This is a genomic window from Streptomyces sp. NBC_00986 (assembly GCF_045162565.1).
Classification (GTDB): domain Bacteria; phylum Actinomycetota; class Actinomycetes; order Streptomycetales; family Streptomycetaceae; genus Streptomyces.
The window spans coordinates 3,430,530-3,455,143 of sequence record NZ_CP108733.1 but is presented as its reverse complement, the minus strand read 5'-3'; the positions used below and the strand labels follow the sequence as shown (position 1 = coordinate 3,455,143).

1 protein-coding gene (only partly in view) is annotated in these 24,614 nt (G+C 73.4%); it reads left to right on the top strand.

Features of this window, described 5'->3' with window-relative positions; genetic code table 11:
- On the top strand, positions 1 to 24,614 hold the 3' portion of the coding sequence (locus OG504_RS14870) for a hypothetical protein (RefSeq protein ID WP_405990270.1). It extends 12,058 nt beyond the left edge of the window; the window shows 24,614 of its 36,672 coding nt (coding positions 12,059-36,672); its start codon lies beyond the left edge, outside the window; the stop codon is at positions 24,612 to 24,614.

Below are 24,614 nucleotides of genomic sequence, written 5' to 3'. Positions count from 1 at the left end.
GCACCATCGAGAACGTCACGTCCGCGGGGCCCCAACTCCACGACCACACAGGCCAGAACGACACCACCCCCGCTCTGGACCCCGACACGACCCCCATCCCCACCGAGGCCTCGCTCACCTGGCCCACCTCCCAGGCCCCGACCGCACAGCCGCCCGTACCCGGCCAACTCCCGTCGAGCTACGTGACGTCCTACGGGGCGCTCCCGGACGGCACGGTCGGGCTGGTGTACGCGGAGCCGTTCTCCGACGAGGTGATCGCGGGGCTGCACGGGCAGGTCCACGAGGCGCTCGGGCTGGACCCGGACGACGTGCCCGAGTCGGTGCGCGAGCAGGTGCAGGCGGCGTTGAGCCGGGAGAACCTCGCGCTTCAACTGCCGTATCTGCGCTCGAACGGCGGTCACCGGATCACCGTCACGGTCGACGGGCGCGACCACACCGTCGACGTACAGCTGACGCTGTCCGATGCGCGAACGTCGTTGCGGCAAGGGCGCTTTGACGAGCGTGACCCGGACAAGCACGTCGAGCGGCGCGGGTTCGGCACGCGGGAGAACTTCTCCGGGCAGCCGTCGGGGACGTATCGCACGGTCCAGGTGCCGTGGACCGGGTCGTGGCCGATCACCGCGCCTGTCGCGGTGCGGGCGGTCGACGGTTCGGTGACGGTGTCCCTCACGCACAACCAGGCCAGTGACGCTACGACCGTCACGCAGGCCGTGCAGACGACGTCCGCGCAGCGCTCCAACGAGCCGTCGGATCCAGTGGAGTTCACGACCCGCTGGCGTGTGCGCGTCGACGCACCCGCGGTCACCGCGCCGCCCGCCGCGCCCGCCACCGCCCCGGCTCCGGACACGTGGAGCCGGCCGGTGTCGCACGGGCCGACCACGATCTGGTTCCCCCGGCACCTCACCACCGCCGACCCCGCGCCGGGTTCGCTGCCGACGCCCGCCGCACCGGCGGACCTGCCGCTCTACGGCGTCGACACCGTGATCGACCCCCGGGCGCTGTACGAGCACGTCCACCAGACGTTCCACGCCGACCTCGACACCGCCGCCGCCGGGCAGGTCTCCGACTTCCTCTCCGAGCAGGTGCTGCGCGGCACGCTGCCGATGCAGATCGACGGCGGGATCCACTCGCCGGTGATCACCGACGCCGACGGCAACGCGGTCGGCATGCTGCACCTGGTCACCGTGCCGGGGACCAGCACCCCGCAACGGCAGAGCACCGCCGGGCAGATCAACCTGGAGAGCCACCTCGTCAACACCGCGAAGGTGGATCTCTCCTCGCGCTACACCAGCGGTATCGGCATCAGCGGCAGCGCCGCCGCCGCGCTCACCGGGGACCACGCGCGGGGGCACCCGGACGCGTCGAAGACCATCGGCGGCAGTCTCGGTCTGCGCGGGCAGGTGCAGGCGACCGTCACCAGCACGTACAGCGCGAGCAGTTCGGCCGGCACGATGCACGCGATCCGCACCAACCAGAGTCATCTGCTCGCCCGGGCCGCCGTCACCTACCACGCCACCCTGATCCGCCCGGACGGCACCGAGACGGCCGCGCCCCCGCTGACACGGACGCACGGCATGGATCTGCGCGTACTCAGCCGGGCGGCCGCCGCCGGTCGCCCGCCCGCCGCCACCGACGTGCGTGAACTCCCCGACTCCCTGGAGCGGTTGGACGGAATCGGGCTGAGTGCGGCACCTCTCGACGTCACGGGTACGGACGGTCTGTTCAATGAGGCGGAGACGTGGCTGCGGCGCGAGGGTTTCCTGCCGCCCGCCCCAACGGCCCCTGCTCCCACCGGAGTCGGCGCGCGGCTGAAGCAGGCGGTGCGCAACCATGAACCCGAGCACCAGATCCGGCTGCACGCCCAGCTCAACAACCTGCGGCGGCTGAACGAGGCCCGTTCGCGTACCGGGCTGCGCGCGGCGACCGACTCGATGGTCGACGGCGGACACGCCCTGCACTTCGAGGTGCCGAACAGCACCGACACCGGCGTCCGCCGGGTCCGCCTGATGCTCACCGCCGACCGGGACACCGGGCAGCCCAGCACCCACCGCCTGGTGCTGCCGGGTATCCAGGTCATGGGCCTGGCGCAGATGGCGGGCAGCGACGCCGAGCAGCGCGGCGAGTCGTACAGCGGCGCGCTCGGAGCGCTGGGCAGTGTCAGCGGGCCGTTGGGCAGGTGGGGGTCCATCGGGTTCGGGGGCGACTACCAGTACGGGCACCAGGTCACGCACGGCGACACCGTGGGCGGTGCGACCGGGCACGACCAGTTCTTCATCGCCACCGGCCAGGACAGCCACGCGTTCGACGTGCCGGTGCGGTTCGCCCTGGACCTGTACGCGGACGACGGGGACCAGCCGAGTGAGCGGTTCGGGCGGAACGTCAACCAGGCCCTCGCCCCGGCGCCGGCCGCCGTACCTGCTCCAACTGCCCCCGGTGCGCCGCCCGTTGCCCCCGCGCCACCCGTCGCGCCGACGGTCACCGGTTCGCTGCGGCTGGCGGTGCCGAACGGTCGTACGCACGCGCCCTCGACGGCCCCAGCCCCGCCCGCGCGTGCCGACGGGGCGCCGCGTCCGGCGAACGCGGTCGACCGGGCACGGCTCGACGGGACCGACGCGACCGGTACCCCGCGCCCTGAGCTGGTGCGGATACCTGACGACGCGCTGATCGACACCGTGCGCGGCTCCGCCGCCATCGAGTCCGTCTTCCGGCGGGCCGCGCGGGAGATCCGCCACCAGGCGCAGCAGGCGACGCCCCCTACCCCGGCCACCGGCCCGATCCTCCCGGTCACCGCCCCCGGTACGGCACCCGCACCCGCCCCCGCCGCGCCGCAGCGCGCGAGCGTCTTCCCGCTCGCCGGGCAGGGGCTGATGGACAACAGGACGCGCGCCGCCGAGACCCGGCACGCGGCGATCACCCCGGGCAGTCTTGTCGCGCACGGGCACGAACTGTTCAAGAACTCCTATGTGGTTGAGGGCCTGAGCCTGCCGGGGACCTTCGCGGACGGGCAGTACTCGCTGGAGATCCAGGCCGTCGCCCACCGGCCCCGGCTGCTGGACACGACCCGGCAGTACCTGGAGACGGGCGTCTCCGCCACGGACAACGCCCAGCAGGCCAAGTCCCTAGGAAAGTCGCACCAGTTCGGCGGAACCGGGTCCGCCACGCAGAGCGCGTCCACACCGGTGGCGCCGAGCAGCACCGGTACCGAGACGGGCGGTTCGGACTCCGCGGGGCAGAGCACCTCGAAGCCGAACAAGAACCAGCTCAACCCGGCCGTACGGGTCAACAAGGTGTCCCGCACCGACACCTCCGATACGCTCTCCGCCGGCACGGGCGTCAACCGCACCCCCACCGAGAGCGGTGACCTGCACCGGGTCGTCGCCGACGTCACCTACGTGGTCACGGTCCGGGCCGGTTCCCGCACGCTGCTCAACGGGGTCGGTGACCCCGGCACGATCGACCCCGTCACCTTCGCGGTGGACGTACCGGACGGCCTCCAGTTCCTCATGACGCAGGGCCAACTCAACCGTGACGCACGGTGGATGGGCTCGGTGAACGGCCTCACCCCGGCACTCGTGGCGGGCACGGCCCCGCTCCCGGCGGCGTACGCCCGCAACCGTCAACTGGGCCTCGGCGGCGTCCTCTCGGTCATCGAGTACGACCGTCCCGTCGCCGCCCCCGTTCCCGCCACCGGGCCCGCGGCGGGACAGGTCCCGCTGGGGCCGGTCAACCCGAGGGAGCGGCGCGGCCAGGTCCGGCGCGAGCTGATGGACCTGGTCGAGACCGAGGCGCCCGGAGTGTTCACCCCGGGGCACGCCGGCCACCAGCCCGGTGTGCACGGCCGGATCGCCCAGCTCACCTCCACCGCCGGACTGCGCTCACTGCCAGGCCGCGGCCCGGACGGTACCCCGCACCCGGCCACCACCCGCTTCCACTTCCGCCACCACGGCTACGGCGGCGAGCGGCTGGTCGAGGTCACCCTGCGGGCGAGGCCACGGGCGGCCCAGAACCTGGCCGGGATCCGGGGCACCTCCACCCCCGGCTCGGGTCTCGAACAGTGGCAGTCGCACACGGCCGCGGGCCGCACCACCACCCGCGCCTCGGTCCGGCAGACGCAGGTCCCGATCACGCCGACGGTCCGCTATCTCCGTCCCAACCAGGGGCCCGACCCCCTGACGACGGACCGCTCGGCGCCGGGGTTCACCCCGCAGTCCGCGAGCAGCATCTCGGTCCGGCGGGCGACCACGGCCGACAACCGGTTCTGGCTGCGCACGGACAACGGCGCCGACTTCGACGGTCTGCGGTACGACTACGAGCTGTCGGTCCGTTCCGCGCTGGTCGTCGACTGGCCGCCGAACGTCATCGGCGGTCTCATCCAGAACGGCGTCATCGCCTGGGCCGACGCGGACGGCGACGTACGCCAGTGGATCGACCGGCTGCTGGAGGGCGGCAACTCACGCACCAGCACCGTCCCGGTCAGTCTCGCGCTGCGCTTCACCGGCACCGAGACCAACGTGCCCGTACCGACGGCCACGGTGACCGCCCCGTCCGCCGAGTCCGGTGCCGACCCGCGCAACACCGTGCTGCCAGGACCCGCCCGCACGCCGTATCTCGCCGACCCGCAGATGTTCCACCCGGTCGGGCCCACCCCGGCGTTCTTCTTCGACGGCTGGGCGCATCTGGAGTCGGCGCTGAACCAGGTGGCGCCGCCCGGCGGCCACGGCTGGCACGCGCAGATCACGTCGGTCTCGGTGGAGGGACAGGCGGTCCGGCTCGGCCAGTTGATCCAGGCCGGGCGGGTCTCCCTCGACCGTCCCCGGCTGGTCGCCGACCTCACCCGCACCATGCCCGGCACCACCCCCTTCCAAGGGGCGCCGGAGCAGGCCCCGTCGATCGCGGTGACGCTGTACAACCCGCGCCGCTCGACCCACGCCGACGACGTCACCGTCGACCAGCTCCACAACACGACCGACACGGTGAGTACGGCAGCGGGCGCGGACCACTCCCTGGCGACCGCGTTCACGGAAATCCTCAGCGGCGACGACAACAACCGCCAGCTCGGCGGGATCAGCGTTCCGGTCGCCCAGCGGCAGACCCAGCCCTCGTCCTTCGGCGGCACCACCACCGGCAGTCGCCGTGACTGGCTCAAGTCCGGCAGCACCGCCGCGCCCGCCAACGGGGCGCGCGGGACGCGGAGTTACGTCGTCGACGCCGACGCCCATCTGCTCGTGGACGGACCGCAGGGGACCCGGCACGTCACCGGTACGGTCACCCTCCGCGTGGAGGAACGCGATCTCCTCGGGCACGGTCTGATCACCCCGGCCGAGGCCCCGCCGAACGTGCACGACCTGCCCGCGCTCGTCCCCGACTGGGCCACCGCAGAACCGCACACGCTGCCCGAGCGCCTCAACTCCGCGATCCCCGCGGGCAGTCACGGCGTCCAGTTCTGGGTCAACCTCGGCGCCGACCCGCAGGGCACCCGGCTCGGCCAGGCGCTCTACGGGGCCTCGCGTGCGGCCGTGCTCGGCAACCGCCCGCTGGAGCTGATGACCCGTGACCCGCGGGGCATCCGCCGCTGGGAGTTCACCCCCGACGGTGCCCTCGTCACCGCCGACCCCGACCTGACCGTCGCGTGGGACGCCTTCGACGCCCAGGCCGAACTCCTGTACACCGCCACGGACACGCTCGCCGACATCCCGCAGCTGCTCAACCTCCGCTTCGCTGCCCGCCGGGAGGCCAACGAGGCGTACACGGACGCCGTGGAAACCCACGAGGAGACGCAGCGCGCGGTCAGGGAATCGACCACCGCCCATACCGGGGCGAGGAAGGCGGCCGCCGACTCCGCCAAGGCCGCGCGCCGGGCGGAGGCACTGGTCGAGCGGCTCACGGACGAGCTCGCGGAGGCCCGGCGGACCGCCACGACACTGCCGCCGGTCATCGAGCGGCACGAACGGGACGAGACCAAGGGCCACCGCGATCTTCGGGCGGCCCTGGCCGCGCTGACGCAGGCCGAGAACGCCGCACGGGCCGCCGCTCAACAGGCCGCGAAGAACGGGCAGTCGGGTACGACCCCTGCCCCCGTACCGGCCCCTGCCGCATCCGGCGCCCCGCGTCTCCACACTCCCGCGGCCGATGTCGCCGCCGACCCCCGTGTCCGGGCCGTGCTCCCGGCGATCACCGCCGCCGAGAACGCGATCCGGCGGGCCACCGCCGGACTCGACGCGGCCCGGCCGGCACTGGCAGAGGCGCGGGCGGCCGTCGCCGACCGGCCGGCCGAGATCCGCAAGGCACAGGAGGACCACCGGAAGGCCGAGGAGAAGCAAAGGGAGGACGCGGAGGCCGAGTCCGTCGCGGCCGACGACCTCCGGGTTGCCACGGAGAACGAGACCGACGCCCGGCGCGACGTGGCCGAGGCCGCGGACGAAGTCGCCGACCGCGACGGGGAGATCGTCGCCGCCGTCACCGCGCAACTGCAGGCCGCCGCCGACCGGATGGCGGCCACCGCCGCGCTGCCGGGCCTGGCCGGCGACGTCCAGGACAACGCCCCGACGCCCGAACAGTCCCTGCGCACCACCTTCGCGACCACCCCGCCCCGCTGGCCGGCTCCCGACGGCCCGGCGGCACCCCTCCCGGCCGGCGGCCAGACCCACACTCCGCCTGCCGCCGTCACCGGTACCACGGGGACGAACCCGACGACTACGACGACGACGCCGAAGCCGGCGAAACAGCAGCCGAAGAAGAGCGGGACGCCCAAGTCCGGTACGAGCAACGCCAAGACGGACAAGGGCAAGGACACCAAGGGCAAGAAGCCGGCCACCGGCAAGAGCACGGGCCTCGACAAGGGCAAGGGTGTCGACAAGGGCAAGGCCAAGTCCCCGCTCGTGCAGTCGCCCCCGACCCACGGCACGACCCCGGCCGCCCCGCTGACTCCCTACGTGGCCCCCATCGGCAACGAGGTCGAGACCCCCGGCGACGGCAACTGCCTCCTGTACGCCGTGATCGGCAGCGCACCGCACCTGGTCCGCACCCGCCTCCAGCAGGCCGCCGCCACCGGCACCATCCCGGCCATCGCCGCGGCCACCGCCGCCTGGCTCGCCCGGCACGACGACGTACGGCGCACCCTGACGACACTCACGGGGCAGCCGCAGACCGCCAACCGGGGAACCGGCCATCTGCGGGCCGCGCAGCGGGGGCTGCAGAACCTGGTCCGGGCCCGGCTGGCGGCGGCGCAGGACGGCAGCCGCCCGCTCCCGCCGCAGGTGCTCGGCCAGCTCCGCGGCGTCCTCGCCGGTGAGTTCGCGAGCCGGGTGCGGACCGCGTCCGACGCCGCCGTCGGCAACCAACTGGGCGTGTACGGCATCCAGGGCGTCACCCGCACCGAGGACCTGGACCCGATCGACCTCCAGACCCGCTACGCACAAGCCATCACGGCACCCAACGCACCGCCCCCACTGACCGGCAACCCGCCGAGCAACCGGCGGATGTTCGCCTACCTGCGTTCGATGGGCGCGCTCCCGACGCCCGCCACCATGACACCGGCCGAACGCCGGTGGCTGCTGACCGCCGGCTACCACCGGAGCACCGTCCCCCTGACCCAGGGCGAGGCGCGCCTGCTCGACGGCGCGGTGGACACCTGGTCGGACTCGTGGGCGAACCCGGTCGGCGACACCTTCCTGCCGCTGCTCGCCGACACCCTCGACGCCCCGATCCACGTCTTCCAGCCGGTGACCAACACGCCCGCCGGTACCCGGGGCATCGTGCTGCGCTACGGCCCGACGACCACCAACACCCCCTCGCTGGAGGTCCATTACACGGGCCTGAACCACTACAGCGCGAGCGACGCGAACCCGGATGCCACCTCGGCGAACCTCACCACGTCGCAGGCACCCCGCGGTCCCGAGGACGCCAACAGCGTTCAGCCGGACGGGCGTTACCGTCCCGCGCCGACCCGTGACGCCGCCGACGACCGTCCCGCGTCCCGTGTCGCCGACCCGGCGCCGAAGGACTCCTGGCACGGTCTGCGTCCGTACGCCCGCCCGGCCGTTCACAGCACGGAGCGGTTCGATCCGCACGCGGACCAGTCCAACCCGCCCCGCCCCGGGGCTCTCAGCGGTGCTACGACTCTCATCCGTACGCAGGTCCGTCGTATCCAGGCGCCCAACGGCCAGTGGGTACGGGACTACACGCTCAACCTTCCGGTCACCGCCACGGACCCGGCGCTCACCACCCAACTCAACGAGCGCATCAGCGGTCTCCTGGACCAGCACCTCAACTCCGGCTTGGCGCTGCCCAGTTCAGGCGACCAGCTCCACATCGGCCTGAACCTGATCAGCGACCCCGAGCACCCGGAGTCGATCACTCTCACCAACTCCGAGAACCCGACCCGCGCCGACCAACTCCACCTGGACGCCAATCACTCGGACGAGGACCTGCTCCACGAGGTCCTGCACTACCTCGGTCTGCCGGACGAACAGCGCGACAACGACTTCCTGTTGCGCAACCACCCGAACAGCACCACCGTCCGCACGACCGGCCTCATGGCCACCACCCAGACCCCCGTCCACATCCCGCACCGCTACCTCCGCACCATCGAGAACGTCACCGCGTCCGGCCCCCAACTCCACGACCACACAGGCCAGGACGAGACGACCCCGGTCCGCGATCCCGACACCACCCCGATCCCCACGGACGCTCCTCTCACCTGGCCCACCTCCAACGCCCCGACCGCACAGCCACCCGCGCCGGTCCAACTCCCGTCCACCTACGTGAACTCCTACGGCGCGCTTCCCGACGGGACCGTCGGGCTGGTGTACGCGGAGCCGTTCTCCGACGAGGTGATCGCCGGGCTGCACGGGCAGGTCTACGAGGCGCTCGGGCTGGATGCGGACAACCCGCCCGAGTCGGTGCGTGAGCAGGTGCGGGGCGAGCTGACCCGGGAGAACCTGGCGCTCCAGCTGCCGTATCTGCGCTCGAACGGCGGTCTCCGCATCGCCGTCCGGGTCGGCGGCCGGGACCGTACGGTCGACGTCCAGTTGACGCTCTCCGACGCGCGGGCCTCGTTGCGGCAGGGCCGTTTCGACCCGCGTGACCCGGACAAGCATGTCGAGCGGCGCGGTTTCGGTACGCGGGAGAACTTCTCCAGCCAGCCGTCGGGGACGTACCGGACGGTCCAGGTGCCGTGGACCGGGTCGTGGCCGATCACCGCGCCGACAGCAGTGCGGGCCATAGACGGATCGCTGACCGCGGCGATCACCCACAACCAGGCCGGCGACGCGACCACCGTCACCCAGGCCGTCCAGACCACGTCCTCCCAGCGCTCCAACGAGCCTTCTGATCCAGTGGAGTTCAGCACCCGGTGGCGGGTGCGTGTCGACGCGCCCGCCGTCACCGCGCCCGTCACCGCGACCACCACCACGACCGTCCCGGCACCGGACGGGTGGGGCCCGGCGCAGTCCCACGGTCCGACCACGATCTGGTTCCCGCGGCATCTCACCACCGCCGATCCGGCGCCGGGTTCGCTGCCCGCGCCCGCCGCGATGGCCGATCTCCCGCTCTACGGCGTCGACTCGGTGATCGACCCGAGGGCGCTGTACGAGCACGTCCATCAGACGTTCCACGCCGATCTGGACGACACCGCGGCCGGGCAGGTCTCGGACTTCCTCTCCGAGCAGGTGCTGCGGGGCACGTTGCCCATGCAGGTGGACGGCGGGATCTACTCGCCGGTGATCACCGACGCCGACGGCAACGCGGTCGGCATGCTGCACCTGGTCACCACGCCCGCCGTCGGCACCCCGCTGCGGCAGAGCACCCCGGGCCAGATCAACCTGGAGAGCCATCTGGTCAACACCGCGAAGGTGGACCTCTCTTCGAAGTACACCAGCGGGATCGGGGTCAGCGGGAGTGGTGCCGCCGCTCTCACCGGTGACCACAGTCAGGGCCATCCGGACGCCTCCAGCACCATCGGCGGCAGTCTCGGCCTGCGCGGGCAGACCCAGGCGACCGTCACCAACACGTACAGCGCGAGCAGTTCCGTCGGCACGATGCACGCCATCCGCACGAACCGTGGTCACCTCCTCACCCCGTCCGGCGTCACCTACCGGGTCACCCTGATCCGGCCCGACGGCACCGAGACGGCGGCTCCGGCGCTCACCCAGACACACGGCATGGACCTACGGGTCCTGAGCAAGGCGGATGCCACGGGGCATACCCCGACGGCCGCCGAGACGCGTGAACTCCCCGACTCCCTGGAGCGGTTGGACGGCATCGGGCTGAGCGCGGCGCCGCTGGACGTCACGGGTACGGACGGTCTGTTCGACGAGGCCGAGACGTGGCTGCGGCGCGAGGGTTTCCTGCCGCCCGCCCCAACGGCCCCTGCTCCCACCGGAGTCGGCGCGCGGCTGAAGCAGGCCGTGCGCAACCATGAACCCGAGCACCAGATCCGGTTGCACGCGCAGCTCAACAACCTGCGCCGGCTGCGGGAGGCGCGCTCCCGTACGGGGCTGCGTGCCGCGACCGACTCGATGGTCGACGGCGGACACGCCCTGCACTTCGAGGTGCCGAACAGCACCGACACCGGCGTCCGCCGGGTGCGTCTGCTGCTCACCGCCGACCGTGAATCCGGACAGGCCAGCACTCATCACCTGGTCCTGCCGGGTATCCAGGTCATGGGTCTGGCGCAGATGGCCGGCAGCGACGCCGAGCAGCGGGGCGAGTCGTACGGCGGCGCGCTCGGGCCGATGGCCAGTGTCAGCGGTCCGCTGGGGAGTTGGGGGTCCATCGGGTTCGGGGCCGACTACCAGTACGGGCACCAGGTCACGCACGGCGACACCGTGGGCGGCGCGACCTCGCACGACCAGTTCTACATCGGCACCGGCCAGGACAGCCACGAGTTCAGGGTGCCGGTGCGGCTGGCCCTGGACCTGTACGCGGACGACAGCGACCAGCCGAGTGAGCAGTTCGGGCGGAACGTGAACCAGGCCGCCGCACCGGCCCCGGCCCCAACTGTCCCCGGTGCGCCGCCCGTTGCCCCCGCGCCACCCGTCGCGCCGACCGTCACCGGTTCGCTGCGGCTGGCCGTACCGCACGGCCGTACGCACGCGCCCTCGGCCACCGCCGCGCCGCGCGCCGCGCGTACCGACGGGGCGCCGCGTCCGGCCAACGCGCTCGACCGGGCCCGGCTCGACGGCACCGACGTCAACGGCGTCCAGCACCCGGACCTGGTGCGGATACCGGACGACGCGCTGATCGACACCGTGCGCGGCTCCGCCGCCATCGAGTCCGTCTTCCAGCGGGCCGCCACGGTCATCCGCAACCAGGCCCAGCCGACGCCCCCCGCCACCACCGGCACGGGCCCGATCCTCCCGGTCACCGCCCCCGCGACCACCGCAACCAACCCCGCCCCGCCCGCCCGTGACGGCATCTCCCCCCTCGCCGGACGCGGGCTCACGGACAGCAGGACGCGCGCCACGGAGACCCGGCACGCGGCGATCACGCCGGGCAGTCTCGTCGCGCACGGACACGAACTGTTCAAGAGCTCCTATGTGGTCGAGGGTCTGAGCCTGCCGGGGACGGTCGCGGACGGGCAGTACTCGCTGGAGATCCAGGCCGTCGCGCACCGGCCCCGCCTGCTCGACACGACCCGGCAGTACCTGGAGACGGGCGTCTCGGCCGCCGACAGTGCCCAGCAGCTCAAGTCCCTCGGAAAGTCGCACCAGTTCGGCGGCAGCGGGGTGGTCACCCAGAACCCGCCCCCGCAGCCGGCCGGACAGGGCAACACCGGTCCGGAGTCGGACGGTTCGGTCTCCACCAGCCAGACCAGCGGCAAGTCGTACAAGGGCCTCTTCAACCCCTCGGCACGGCTCGGCTACGTCGCCCGCACCGACACCGCCGACACGCTCTCCGCGAGCACGGGCGTCAACCGCACCCCCACCGAGAGCGGCACCCTGCACCGCGTGGCCGCCGACGTCACCTACTTCGTCACGGTCCGCGCGGGCTCCCGCACCCTGTTCAACGGCGTCGGCGAGCCCGGCACGATCGACCCCGTCACCTTCGCGGTGGACGTCCCGGACGGCCTCCAGTTCCTCATGACCCAGGGTCAACTCGCCCGCGACGCACGGTGGATGGGCTCGGTGCGGGGGCTCACCCCGGCGCCCGCACCGGCGTTGACGGCGGCCCTCCCGGCGCCGTACACCCGCAACCGCGAACTGGGCCTCGGCGGCGTCCTGTCCGTCATCGAGTACGACCGTCCCGCCCCCGTCCCCACGACCGGGCCCACCGCCGGTCAGGTACCGCTGGCGCCGGTCAACCCGAGGGAGCGGCGCGGGCTGATCGGGCGCGAGCTGCTGGCCCTGGTGGAGGCCGAGGCGCCCGGAGCGGTCACCCCGGGTCACTCGGGCTACCAGCAGGGCGTGCACAGTCGTGTGGCTCAGCTGACCTCGTCCGCCGGACTGCGGTCGCTGCCCGGGCGCGGTCCGGACGGTACCCCGCGCCGGGCCACCACCCGCTTCCACTTCCGCCACCACGGCCACGGGGGCGAGCGGCTCGTCGAGGTCACGCTGACGGCACGGCCGCGGCGGACTCAGAACCTGGCCGGTGTCCGGGGTTCCTCGACGCCCGGTTCGGGTCTCGAGCAGTGGCAGTCGCACACGGCCGCGGGCCGTACCACGACCCGCGCCTCGGTCCGGCAGAAGCAGCTCCCGGTCACGCTGACGACCCGTTACCTCCGCCCGAACCAGGGCCCGGACCCGGCCAAGACGGACCGCGCGGCGCCCGTGTTCACCCCGCAGGCGGCCACCAGCATCTCCGCGCGACGGGCGACCACCGCCGACAACCGCTTCTGGCTGCGTACCGACAACGGCGCCGACTTCGACGGCCTCCAGTACGACTACGAGCTGTCCGTCCGCTCGGCGCTGGTCGCCGACTGGCCGCCGAACGTCATCGGCGGTCTCATCCAGAACGGTGTCATCGCGTGGGCCGACGCGGACAGGGACGTACGCCGGTGGATGGACGAACTGATGGCCCGGGGCAACCCGCGCACCAGCACCGTCCCGGTCCGGCTGACCCTGCGCTTCACCGGCACCGAGACCGCCCTGCCCGGCGCGGGCGGCGCGGCTCCGGTGAACGCCCCGTCGGTCGTCTCCGGCGCCGACCCGCGCAACACCGTGCGGCCGGCCGGTCCAGCCGCCGGGCCGTATCTCGCCGACGCGCAGATGTTCCACCCGGTGGGGCCGACCCCGGCGTTCCACTTCGACGGCTGGGCGCATCTGGAGACGGCGCTCAACGACGTGGCGCCGCGCGGCGGACGAGGTTGGCATTCGCAGATCACCTCCGTGTCGGTGGAGGGACAGGCGGTCCGGCTGGGCCAGTTGATCCAGGCCGGGCGGGTCTCCCTCGACCGCCCACGCCTGGCCGCCGACCTCACCCGCAGGATGCCCGGCACCGCGCCCTTCGAAGGGGCACCCGACCAGGCCCCGTCGATCGCGGTCACGCTCTACAACCCGCGCCGTTCCAGCCACGCCGACGACGTCACCCTCGACCAACTCCACAACACCACCGACACGGTGAGTACGGCAGCGGGCGCCGACCACTCCCTCGCGACCTCGTTCACGGAACTCCTCAGCGGCGACGACGACAACCACGAGATCGCCGGCATCAGCGTCCCGCTCGCCCAACGGCAGACCCAGCCGTCCACTTTCGGTGGCACCACCACCGGCAGCCGCCGTGACTGGCTCAAGTCCGGCAGCACCGCCGCGCCCGCCAACGGGGCGCGCGGGACCCGGAGTCACGTTGTCGACGCCGATGCGCATCTGCTCGTCGAGGGGCCTGAAGGCACCCGTCACGTCACCGGCACCGTCACCCTCCGCATCGAGGAACGCGACCTCCTCGGCCACGGTCTGCTCACCCCGGCCGAGACCCCGCCGAACCTCCACGACCTGCCCGCGCTCGTGCCCGACTGGGCCACCGCCGAGCCGCACACCCTGCCCGAACGCCTCAACTCCGCGATCCCGGCAGGCAGTCATGGCGTTCAGGTCTGGGTGGCCCTCGGCGCCGACCCGCAGGGCGAGCACCTGGGCCAGGCCGTCTACGCCGCGTCCCGCACCGCCGTGCTCGGCAACCGCCCGCTGGAGCTGATGACCCGCGACCCGCAGGGCATCCGCCGCTGGGAGTTCACCCCCGAGGGCGCCCTCGTCACGTCGGACCCCGACCTGGCCACCGCGTGGGACGCCTTCGACGCGCAGGCCGAACTCCTGCACACCGCCACGGAGACCCTCGCCGACACCCCGCAGCGGCTGAACCGCCTCACTGCCTCCCTCCAGCAGGCCAACCGGGCGCACACCGCAGCCGTAGAAGCCCACGGGAAGGCGCAGCTCGCGGTCAAGAACGCGACCGACGCCCACATGGACGCGAAGAAGACGGCGGCTGACGCCGCCGAGGCCGCGCGCAGGGCCGAGGCGCTGGTCGCACGGCTGAAGCGGGACTACGCGGAGGCTCAAAAGACCGCCACCACTTTGCCGTCGGTCATCGAGCGGCACGAGCGGGACGAGACCAAGGGCCGCCACGACCTCCAGACGGCCCTGGCCGCGCTGACGCGGGCCGAGAACAACGTGCGCGAAGAGCGCGCCGCCGCAGCACGGGCCGCCGCCCAACAGGCCGCGAAGAACGGGCAGTCGAGCGCGACGCCCGCGCCCGCACCCGTCCCGGCTCCCGTCGCGCCCGGCGCCCCGCGCCTCCACACTCCCGCGGCCGATGTCGCCGCCGACCCCCGTGTCCAGGCCGTGCTCCCGGCGATCACCGCCGCCGACAACGCGATCCGGCAGGCCACCACCGCGCTCACCGCGGCCCGGCCGGTGCTGGCGCGGGCGGAGCACATCGTCGAGGTCGGCCCGGACCGCATCAGCGAGGAGGAGGAGAACCACGAGGAGGCCGTGGAGGAGGCGGAGGAGGCCGCGGCAGCCGAGGCCGAGGCGGCTGCCGACGTGCAGCTCGCCACGCGGGACGAGACCGTCGCCCGGGGCCGGGTGACCGCGGCCGAGACCGAGGTCGCCCGCCGCAACGGGCTGGTCGCCGCCGCCGTCACCGCGCAACTGCAGGCCGCCGCCGACCGGATGGCGGCCACCGCCGCGCTGCCCGACCTGGCCGGCGACGTCCAGGACAACGCCCCGACGCCCGAACAGTCCCTGCGCACCACCTTCGCCACCACCCCGCCCCGCTGGCCCGCCCCCGACGGCCGCACCGCGCCCCTCCCGGCGGGCGGTCAGACGCACATGCCGGCGCCCGCGACCACCAACGGCGCCACCACGAACGCAGGGACCACGGGGACGACAGGGCAGACCCCGACCACGTCCACGACGAAGCAGCAGCCGAAGAAGAGCGGGACGCCCAAGTCCGGTACGAGCAACGCCAAGACGGACAAGGCGGGCAAGAGCGATAAGACCGGCAAGGACAAGAAGCCGGCCACCGACAAGAACACGAGCACCGGCAAGACCACGGGTACGAGCAAAGACACCGGCAGGACCACGGGCGTCGACAAGGGCAAGGGCAAAGCCACGACCACGCCCCCCGCCACAACCCCCGCCGCCCCGGTGACCCCCTACGTCGACCCCACGGGCAACGCGGTCCTGACCCCCGGCGACGGCAACTGCCTCCTGTACGCGGTCATCGGCAGCGCACCCCACCTGGTCCGCACCCGCCTCCAGCAGGCCGCCGCCACCGTCACCACCCAGGCCCTCGCCCCGGCCACCGCCGCCTGGCTCGCCCGGCCCGACGACGTGCAACGGGCCCTCAGGACGATGGCCGGGAACCCGCAGGCCGACGACCGGGGATCCAATCAACTGCGGGCCGCGCAGCAGGGGTTGCAGAACCTGGTCCTGGCCCGGCTGGCGGCGGCGGGCAACGGCAGCCGCCCGCTCCCACCCCAGGTGCTCGGCCAGCTCCGGGGCGTCCTCGTCACCCCCTTCACGGCGGCTGTCCAGAACATGCCCGCCGCCCAGATCGACAACGAACTGGTCCGCTACGGCATCCAGGGCGTCACCCACGCCGAGGACCTGGACCCGGTCGACCTCCAGACCCGCTATCTGCAAGCGGTCTCCATGCCGGGCGCACCGCCCGCACTGACCGGCGCCGCGCCGAGCAACCGGCGGATGTTCGCCTATCTCCGTGCGGTGAACGGGCTGCCGACGCTCGCCACCATGACGACGGACGAGCGCCGGTCGCTGCTGATCGCCGGTTACCACCGCAGCACCGCCCCACTCAGCCAGGACGAGGCGAACATGCTCGGCGGCGCGGTGGGCAACTGGTCGGTCGCGTGGGCGAACCCGGTCGGCGACACCTTCCTGCCCCTCCTCGCCGACACCCTCGACGCCCCGATCCACGTCTTCCAGCCGATGCCCGCCCCCCTCGCCGGCACCACCGCGACCGGCGGCCCCCGCGGCATCGTGCTGCGCTACGGCCCGACCACCAACACCCCCGCCCTGGAGGTCCACTACACGGGCCTGAACCACTACAGCGCGAGTGCCGCGAACGCGAACATCACCCCGTCGAACGCGCCCCGGGGTCCGGAGGACGCCAACAGCGTTCAACTGGCCGGGCGTTACCGTCCCGCGCCTACCCGTGACGCCGACGACGACCGTCCCGCGTCCCGTGTCGCCGACCCCGCGCCCAAGGACACCTGGCACGGCTTGCGCCCGCAGGCCCGTCCGGCCGTGCACTCCACCGAACGGTTCGATCCGCACGCCGACCAGTCCAACTCGCCCCGGCCGGGGGCGCTCAGCGGTGCCACGACTCTCATCCGCACGCAGATCCGTCGTATCCAGGCACCCAACGGCCAGTGGATACGCGACTACACACTGAACCTCCCGGTCACCACCAACGACCCCTCCCTCACCGGTCAGTTGAAGGACCGCATCACCGGCCTCCTGGACACACACCTCAACTCCGGTCTCGCGCTGCCCAGTTCAGGCGACCAACTCCACATCAACCTCAACCTGATCGCAGACCCGGCCCACCCCGAGACGATCACCCTCACCGACACCGAGAATCCGGGCCGCGCCAACCAGCTCCACCTGGACATCAACCACTCCGACGAGGACCTCCTCCACGAAGTCCTCCACTACCTAGGCCTGCCGGACGAGCAACGCGACAACGACTTCCTCCTCCGCAACCACTCGAACAGCACCACGGTTCACACCACCGGCGTCATGGCCACGACCCAGACCCCGGTCCACATTCCGCACCGCTACCTCCGCACCATCGAGAACGTCACCGCGTCCGGCCCCCAACTCCACGACCACACAGGGCAGGACGACACCACCCCCGTCCTGGACCCCGACACCACGCCCATCCCCAGCGACACCTCCCTCACCTGGCCCACCTCCAACGCGCCGGTGGCGGCGCCTTCTTCGACGTACGTCCGCGACTACGGTCGCCACCAGGACGGCAACGTAGGCCTGGTGCTCCTCGAACCGCTGTCGGCGGACGTCGTGAACGGGTTGCACCAGCAGGTGATGACGGCGCTCGGGCTGGGGACCGCGCCGGACACGCACCCGGTGCGGAAGCAGCTGCGGACGGTGGCGAGCGCCGAGACGCTGGTGCTCAACCTGCCGTATCTGCGCGGGAGTCTGGGTTTCCGGATCAGGGTGACGGTGGACGGCCGGGAGCGGGACGTGGATCTGCGGATGCGGCTCTCGGACCCGAGGGCGGCGGCCCGGTACGGGCAGGCCGAGGGCGCCGTGCGGGACGTACGGGTGGAGCGGCGCGGTATCGGTTCGCAGGAGTCCGTGTCGTCGGAGGTGTCCGGCAACATCCGTACAGTGATGCTGCCGTGGACCGCGCTGTTCCCGGTGGGCAGGGCGATCCCGGTGCGCGGTGTCGATGCCGCGGTGACCCTCGCGCTGACCTTGAACCAGCTCTCCTCGAGCGCGTCGGTGGCGTCGGTGGTGACGTCGACGACGGCGCAGCGCAGCAACGAGCCTTCGGAGCCGTACGACTTCACCGCCTCGTGGGACGTGCGGGTCGACACCCCGGCGCTGGCCGCGCCCGTCACCTGGTCGCCGGAGCGGTCGCACGGGCCGGTGACCCTCTGGTTCCCGCAGCATCTGGCGGTGGACGAGGACGCGGAGCTGCCCGGGGCGGCGGACCTGGACGTGCTGCCGATCTGGGGCGTGGACACGGTGGCGGAGCCGGGGCGGCTGCTCGCGGAGACGCTGCGGGAATTCAGGACCCAGCTGCGGGAGTTGGGCAAGGACTCGCTGGCCGAGCTGGAGACGTTCCTGTCGGAGCCGTTGCTGCGGGGCACCCTGCCGATGCAGCGGGAGACGGGCGTCTTCTCGCCGGTGCTGCTCGACACGTCGGGGCGCGCGCTCGGCATGTTCGAGTTGCGGACCGACGTGGTGGTGGGCGATCCGCAGCGGCAGACCGTCGCCGGGAAGGTCAACCTGGAGAGCCACCTCACGCAGTCGGTGAAGATCGACGCCCAGTCGAAGTTCAGCAGCGGTGCGTCCCTGTCCGGGAGTGCCGGTCCGGCGCTCACCGGCGACCACAGCGAGGGCCACTCGGCGGCGACGCGGCGGGTCGGCGGTGGTGTGCTGGGGCGGGTCTCGGTCCAGGCGGGGACGAGCGACGCGCTGAACCAGAGCGCCGGCGCGGCGCTGATGCACGAGGTGCGCACCAAGCGCAGTCACCTGCTGGCGCCGGCCTCGGTGGAGCACAGGCTGGTGTTCCATCGGCCGGGCGGCGGGCGGGACACCTTCGAGCCGGGCGCGTGGCGGGCCGGGATGCATCTGCGGGTGATGACCGCCGAGGACGCCGCGGGCCATGTCCCGACGCCGGAGGAACTGCGGCGGCTCCCGGCCGAGTTGGAGCATCTGCGGTCGATCGGCGCCAGCGCGACACCGCTGGCCGTGACGGAAGCCCATCGCCTCTTCGTGCCCGCCGAGAACTGGCTGCGCCGCGAGGGCTTCCTGCCCGCCGACACCAACGCCCGCAACCGGGTGCTGCCCGACGAGGCGCTGGTGCAGGCCCAGTTGAACAACCTGCGCCGGTTCGAGCAGACCCGGTCGCAGCTCGGGCTGCGGGCCGCGGCGGACGCCATGCTGGACGGCGGCCACTCGCTCTTCCTGGAGATCCCGACCATGAGCGGCAGCCGCCGGGTGCGGCTGGTGCTCAGCGCGGAGCGCGGCGAGGGCGAGAGCATGCACACCAGGGTGCTGCCGCACGTGGAGACCATCGGCCTGGTCTCACTGTCGACGGTCGCCACCGACCAGAACGGCTCGCAGTACGGGGCGTCGTACGGCGTCGGCGGTTCGCTCGGCATACCGGTGCGCGACGGCGCGTGGACCCTCGGCGGTACCGCCGACCATGTGCGCTCCCACCAGGTGCAGCACGACAACAGTGTGCAGTTGTCCCTCGGGCACGACCAGCAGTTCCAGGGCACCGGGGCGGGACAGCGTACCGAGGTGTTCGAGGTGCCGGCCACCTTCGCGCTCGACCTGTACCAGGGGTCGGGGGAGGAGCCCCTGGTGCGGTTCGCGCCCCTGGCGGCCGAGGAGCCGTACGACCCGCCCGGCGCCCCGCCGCCCGGCCCGGACGACCCGCCGCCGCCTCCGCCGCCGGACCGGGTGGCGGGGACGCTGAAGCTGGCGGTGCCGACGCTCCGTACGCTGCCCGCCGCCGCCGAGCCCGTCCAGCCGGCGCCCGCCGGGCACACCGTGCGGGCCGCCGACGACGCCGACCGGAGGGCGCTCGACCTGACCGCCGCGGACGGCACCCTGCTGCCCGACGCGGTACCGCTGCCGGACGACTCGATGGTGGAGGTGTTCCGGGCGTCGGCCGCGCTCGACGACGCGTTCCGCGCGGTGCTCGGCAACACCTACCAGGGGCATCCCGCGCGCGGTCTGCTGGACGGCGTACGGGACACGGTCGGGGGCCTGACTCCCGCTCCGCTGACCCGAGTCGGACGTGCCGTCGGCGAGTCGCTGGCCGGCGCCGACGCCACCGATCCGACCACGGTGACCGCGGAGATGCTCAGCGCCGCCCGCAGCCCCGCCGCCCTGCTGGCCCGCGGCCACCAGGTGTTCAAGGGCGCCTATGTGATCGAGGGGCTCACCCTGCCGGGGCTCGCCTCGGACGAGGTGCTGTCGGTGGAGATCCGCGGCACCCTGCGCAGGCCGCGGGCGTCGGCCGAGATCACGCAGTACTTCGAGACCGGGCTGAACGCCGTCGACGGCGCCGGGCAGCAGCGCACGGTGGCCGGCGCCGTGCAGTGGGCGGGCGGTTTCACCGCGGTCCGCAACAACTCCTCGGCCCAGAGCCCGAGTTCCGACCAGGCCGCGGGCAACGACGGCGACGTCGGCGGCCTCGGCGACGGCGGAATGCAACGCCGCGCCGACGAACCGGCACAGCAAGAAGGCAGTTCCACGACCGGTTCCGCGTCCCGCGGCGCGACCTTCAACCCCTCGGGCCGCTACACCCGCACCACCCGCGGCGAGAAGGGGCGGGCGCTCGCCTCCTCGACGATGGTGCACCGCACGGCCACCGAGGGCGGCGCCCAGCACCGCGTCACGGCCGACGCGCTCCTGCTGGTCACGTTCCGCCGCGGCACCCGCAACGCCGTGGGCAACGCGTTCGGACAGGGCGAGGGCCGCGCCGTGACGGTGGCGGTCGAAGTCCCGGACGCCGTACGGTTCTTCGTCTCCCCGGCCCAGATCCAGCGCCACCCCGTCTGGTTCGCGACCGTGCCCGGTCTCACCGTGCCCGCGCCCCCGCAGCTCTCCGTGCCGCTGCCGCGCCGCTTCGTCGCCTCCCGCGAGGTGGGCCTCGGCAGCGTCCAGGCGATGGACCAGTACACCGACGCCCTGCGCACCGTGCAGCGCCCCGACCTCCTCCGGCGGCAACTCCTCGCCCTCATCGAGGAGGAGGCCCCCGGCACGACCCGCCCGGGCCACGCGTCGTACCTCTCCGGCGTCGGCACCCGCATCGCCGACCTCACCTCCACGGCCGGCCTGCGCACCCTGGCCGGCCGCGGCCCCCGCCGCGTCCAGCGCTTCCGCTTCCGCCACGTCGGCTACGGCGGCGCCCGCGTCGTCGAGGTCACGCTCACGGCCCAGCCGGACGCCGACGACCACGAGCTGCGACAGGTGCGCGGCCACGACGGGGCACCGGGCGCCGGCATGGAGCAGTACCTCGGCCACACCCCGTCCGCGGTGACCGACAGGACGTCCCACAGCACCCGGCACTCCGGGTTCGTCCAGTTCCAGACCCGGCTCCCCAGGCCCACCGGCGGCCCCCGCACCGACCGGGCGGCCGCACTGCTCAGCGCCGACACCGTGCGCGGCAACTCGGCGCGGGTGACCCGGGCCGCCGAGGACCGGCACTGGCTGCGCTCCGACAACGTCGCCGACTTCGCCGGCGTGCCGTACCGGATCGTCGCCACCGTACGGTCCTCCCTGACCGCCGACTGGCTGGTGGACCTGCCGGGCAGTGTGCTCCAGCACGGAGTGCTCAGCCTCACCGACGCGGACACCCCGCTCGCCCAGCGCATCGCCCACCTCTTCCTGGGGCGCCGGCCGCGCGACATCACCGTGTACACCGCCGCCGCGCTCCGCTTCACCGGCAGCGAGACCGGCGAACCCGCGCAGACCGAGACGCCGATGGCGGTGCGCCGGTCGCCGGACCGCCCGGCCACGACCGGAAGCCGCTTCAGGCCGGGCGGTCCCGCGCCGGTCTTCTCCTTCGACGCGGGCACCGAACTCGCCGGCGCGCTCGGCGAGGTGGCCCCCGCCCTCACCCGCTCCTGGCGCCGGCTCGCCGCCTCCGAGTCCGCGGACGCCACCGCCGTACGGGTCGCCGAACTCCTCCAGGCGGGCACGATCGAGCTCGACCACCCGCGCGGTCCCGCGGGCATCACCCCCGCGATGCCGGGCGCCTACCCGTTCCAGGGCGACCCCGACACCCCGCCCCGGCTCACCGTGGAGCTGTACCGGCCGCGCCGGCAGACCGACACCGGCGACGTGACGATCGACCGGGTCCGGCTCAGCACGGTCAGCGCGGGCTCCGCCTCGCACGCCGGTGTCAGCGGCAGCCTCGCGGCGCAGGGCGCCTTCAGCCTCCACGACTCCAACCGCCAACTCCTCGGCTTCACCGCGCCGGTCCTGGCCCGCCCGGCCCAGGACCCCGGCTCGGGCGGCGCCGTCGCGGGCACCCGCCGCGAGTGGCTCAAGCACGGCGACACCAAGCCCCCGGCGGCGGGCTCGCGCGGCACCCGCAGCCACGAGATCCTCGCCGACGCCGTCGTCACCGTCCACGGCCCGCACGGCACCCGGTACGTCTCCGGCACGGTCCGCCTGCGCCCCCTGGAGCGCGACCTCCTGGGCCACGGTGTCACCACGGGCCTCACGGACCCGGGCGTCTACGACGGCGCGTCCCTGATCCGTGAGGCGGCCGACGCGCAGACACCGGCCGCCGCCGCGGACGCGGCCCTCCGCGACTGGCGTCAGATCTCCTTCCGCGACCTCCCGATCCTGATGGCCGACGGCATCGAGGCGCACCCGGCCCCGCCCGCCGACACCGTGCTCCAGCTCTGGCTGGCCACCGACGGCAGCGCGAACCAGACGGCCCGCGCTCTGTACGCCGCTTCGGGTACGGCCGCGTTGCTACGGCGGCCCGTCGAACTCGCGTTGCGGGACGGCGAGGGCGTGCGGTTCCGGCGGTTCGACGCGAACGGGGACCCGGAGGGAACGCGGGGGGCGGACGAGCGGGGCGACGAGGAACTCGACGACAGGGGTCCGAGCAGTGCGGGCCCGAGCAGCGCGGTGCAGGGGAGTTCGGGTCGGGGCGGTATGCGTCGGCGCGACGGTGGCCGGGGAGGAGCGGGCCCGAGCGGCGTGGGCCGGAACGACACGGTCCACGACGCCGATTGGGCGGCCGTACGGACTCAGGTGCGCGCACTGGAGGAGGCCGCGCGGGCGGAGCACGCCGCGAACACGCAGGAGCGCCGCCTCCAGGACCAAGTGCCGGACGTCGAAGGCGTGTTGAACGAGGCCGAGCCGCCGGTGAGGCAGGCGCAGCTGGACCGGGACGAGGCCCGCGCCGCCGCGGACACCGCGGCCGCCGAACTCACCGCCGCCGAGCGGGCCGTTGCGACGGCCGAGCGCACCGACCGGGAACGGCGTGCCCGCGTAACGCAGTTGACCACGGATCTCCAGGACCAGAACGAGCGCGTGACGGCCGCGACCCGGGTGGCGGGGGAGTACCACGACGCGGTCCGCACGGCGGCGGACGAACTGGCGACGGCGGAGCAGGCCGTACGGGATGCGGAGGAGGCCGCCCGACAACGGCTCGCCAACTCGCCGACCCAGGCCGGGAGTTCGCGTCGCGACAACGGCAACTCCCGTCCGGGCGACCCCGGTTCCCTCGCCCGGCGCGAGGCGCGCCGGAACCGGGCCCGTGCCACGCTGGACCAGGCCCGGAACCAGGCCGCGGCAGCCGACCGCGCCGTCGACACCGCCCGGCACACCGCCAGTGACACCGGGCGCCGGCTCGGCCTGGCCGAGGACGTGGCACGCCACGCCGCCGGCGTTCTGACCGACGCCCGGAACAGGGTCGCGACGGCGACCACGGCGTCCCGCACGGCCCGGGCGGCGCTGATCGGAGCCGCCGCACGCCACGACCGGGCGATCGCCGTACGGGACGAGGCCCAGCGGGCGTTCGACACCCTCCGACGCGAGATCGCCGACACCCTCGCCGTGCAGGTCAGGCAGGCGGCCCGGCAGCGCCACGCGGAGCGGGACCTCGCCGACGTCGTCACAGTCCTGGAGACCCACAGAGCTGAAGCGGGCGACGGCACGGTCCCCTTGCCGACCGGCTCCCTGGCCGCCACCCCGGCCACGTGGCCGCGCCGCACTCCCCGCCCGACACCGGCCCGCCCCGAGGCGCGACCGGCGGCCGCCGAGCCGGTGGCGGACCCGCAGGAACAACCCGAGGGTGAGCCTCAAGCAGCGCCCCAGGAACCGGAGTTCCAGCAGGGCGGCCGACACGGGGACGACGTGGACGAAGACGGCCTGGAATACGCGAGCGAGTTCGACGAAGACGAGGGCGGCGACGAAGACGAAGACGGCGACGGTGATGGCGATGGTGACGGTGGTGGCGCGAACGGTCGGCGCGGAGCAGGCTCCGGTACCACCGACCCCGCCTGGACCCTCACCGACGACCCCCACGCCACCCTCCTCGCCTGGGCCCGAGCCGACGTAAGGGCCAACGGCGCCCCCGACGACGCGACGCTCTCCGCCCCGGACACCTTGGTCGGAACCGACGTACTGGCCGAAATCGGCGCTCTCACCGAGGAGTTGCGCGCCCAGGCGATCCTCCAGAACGGCATGGTGACCGTCGCGGAGGCCGGACTGGACGACTCCGCGCGCCTCGCCCTGGTGTTGGCCCGCCCCGACAACCCCTTCTACGTGGCCACCCTCGCGGCACTGGTCGTACGCGACACCGGGCGCCCGGTCCAGGTGATCAGCCCCGGCGACCGAGTCCACCGCTTCGGCCCGGCCGACGGCACCCCGCTGACCTTGTATTTTGACGGCAACCGGTTCTCGGTCAACCCGCCCGCCCCGGACGACGACTGA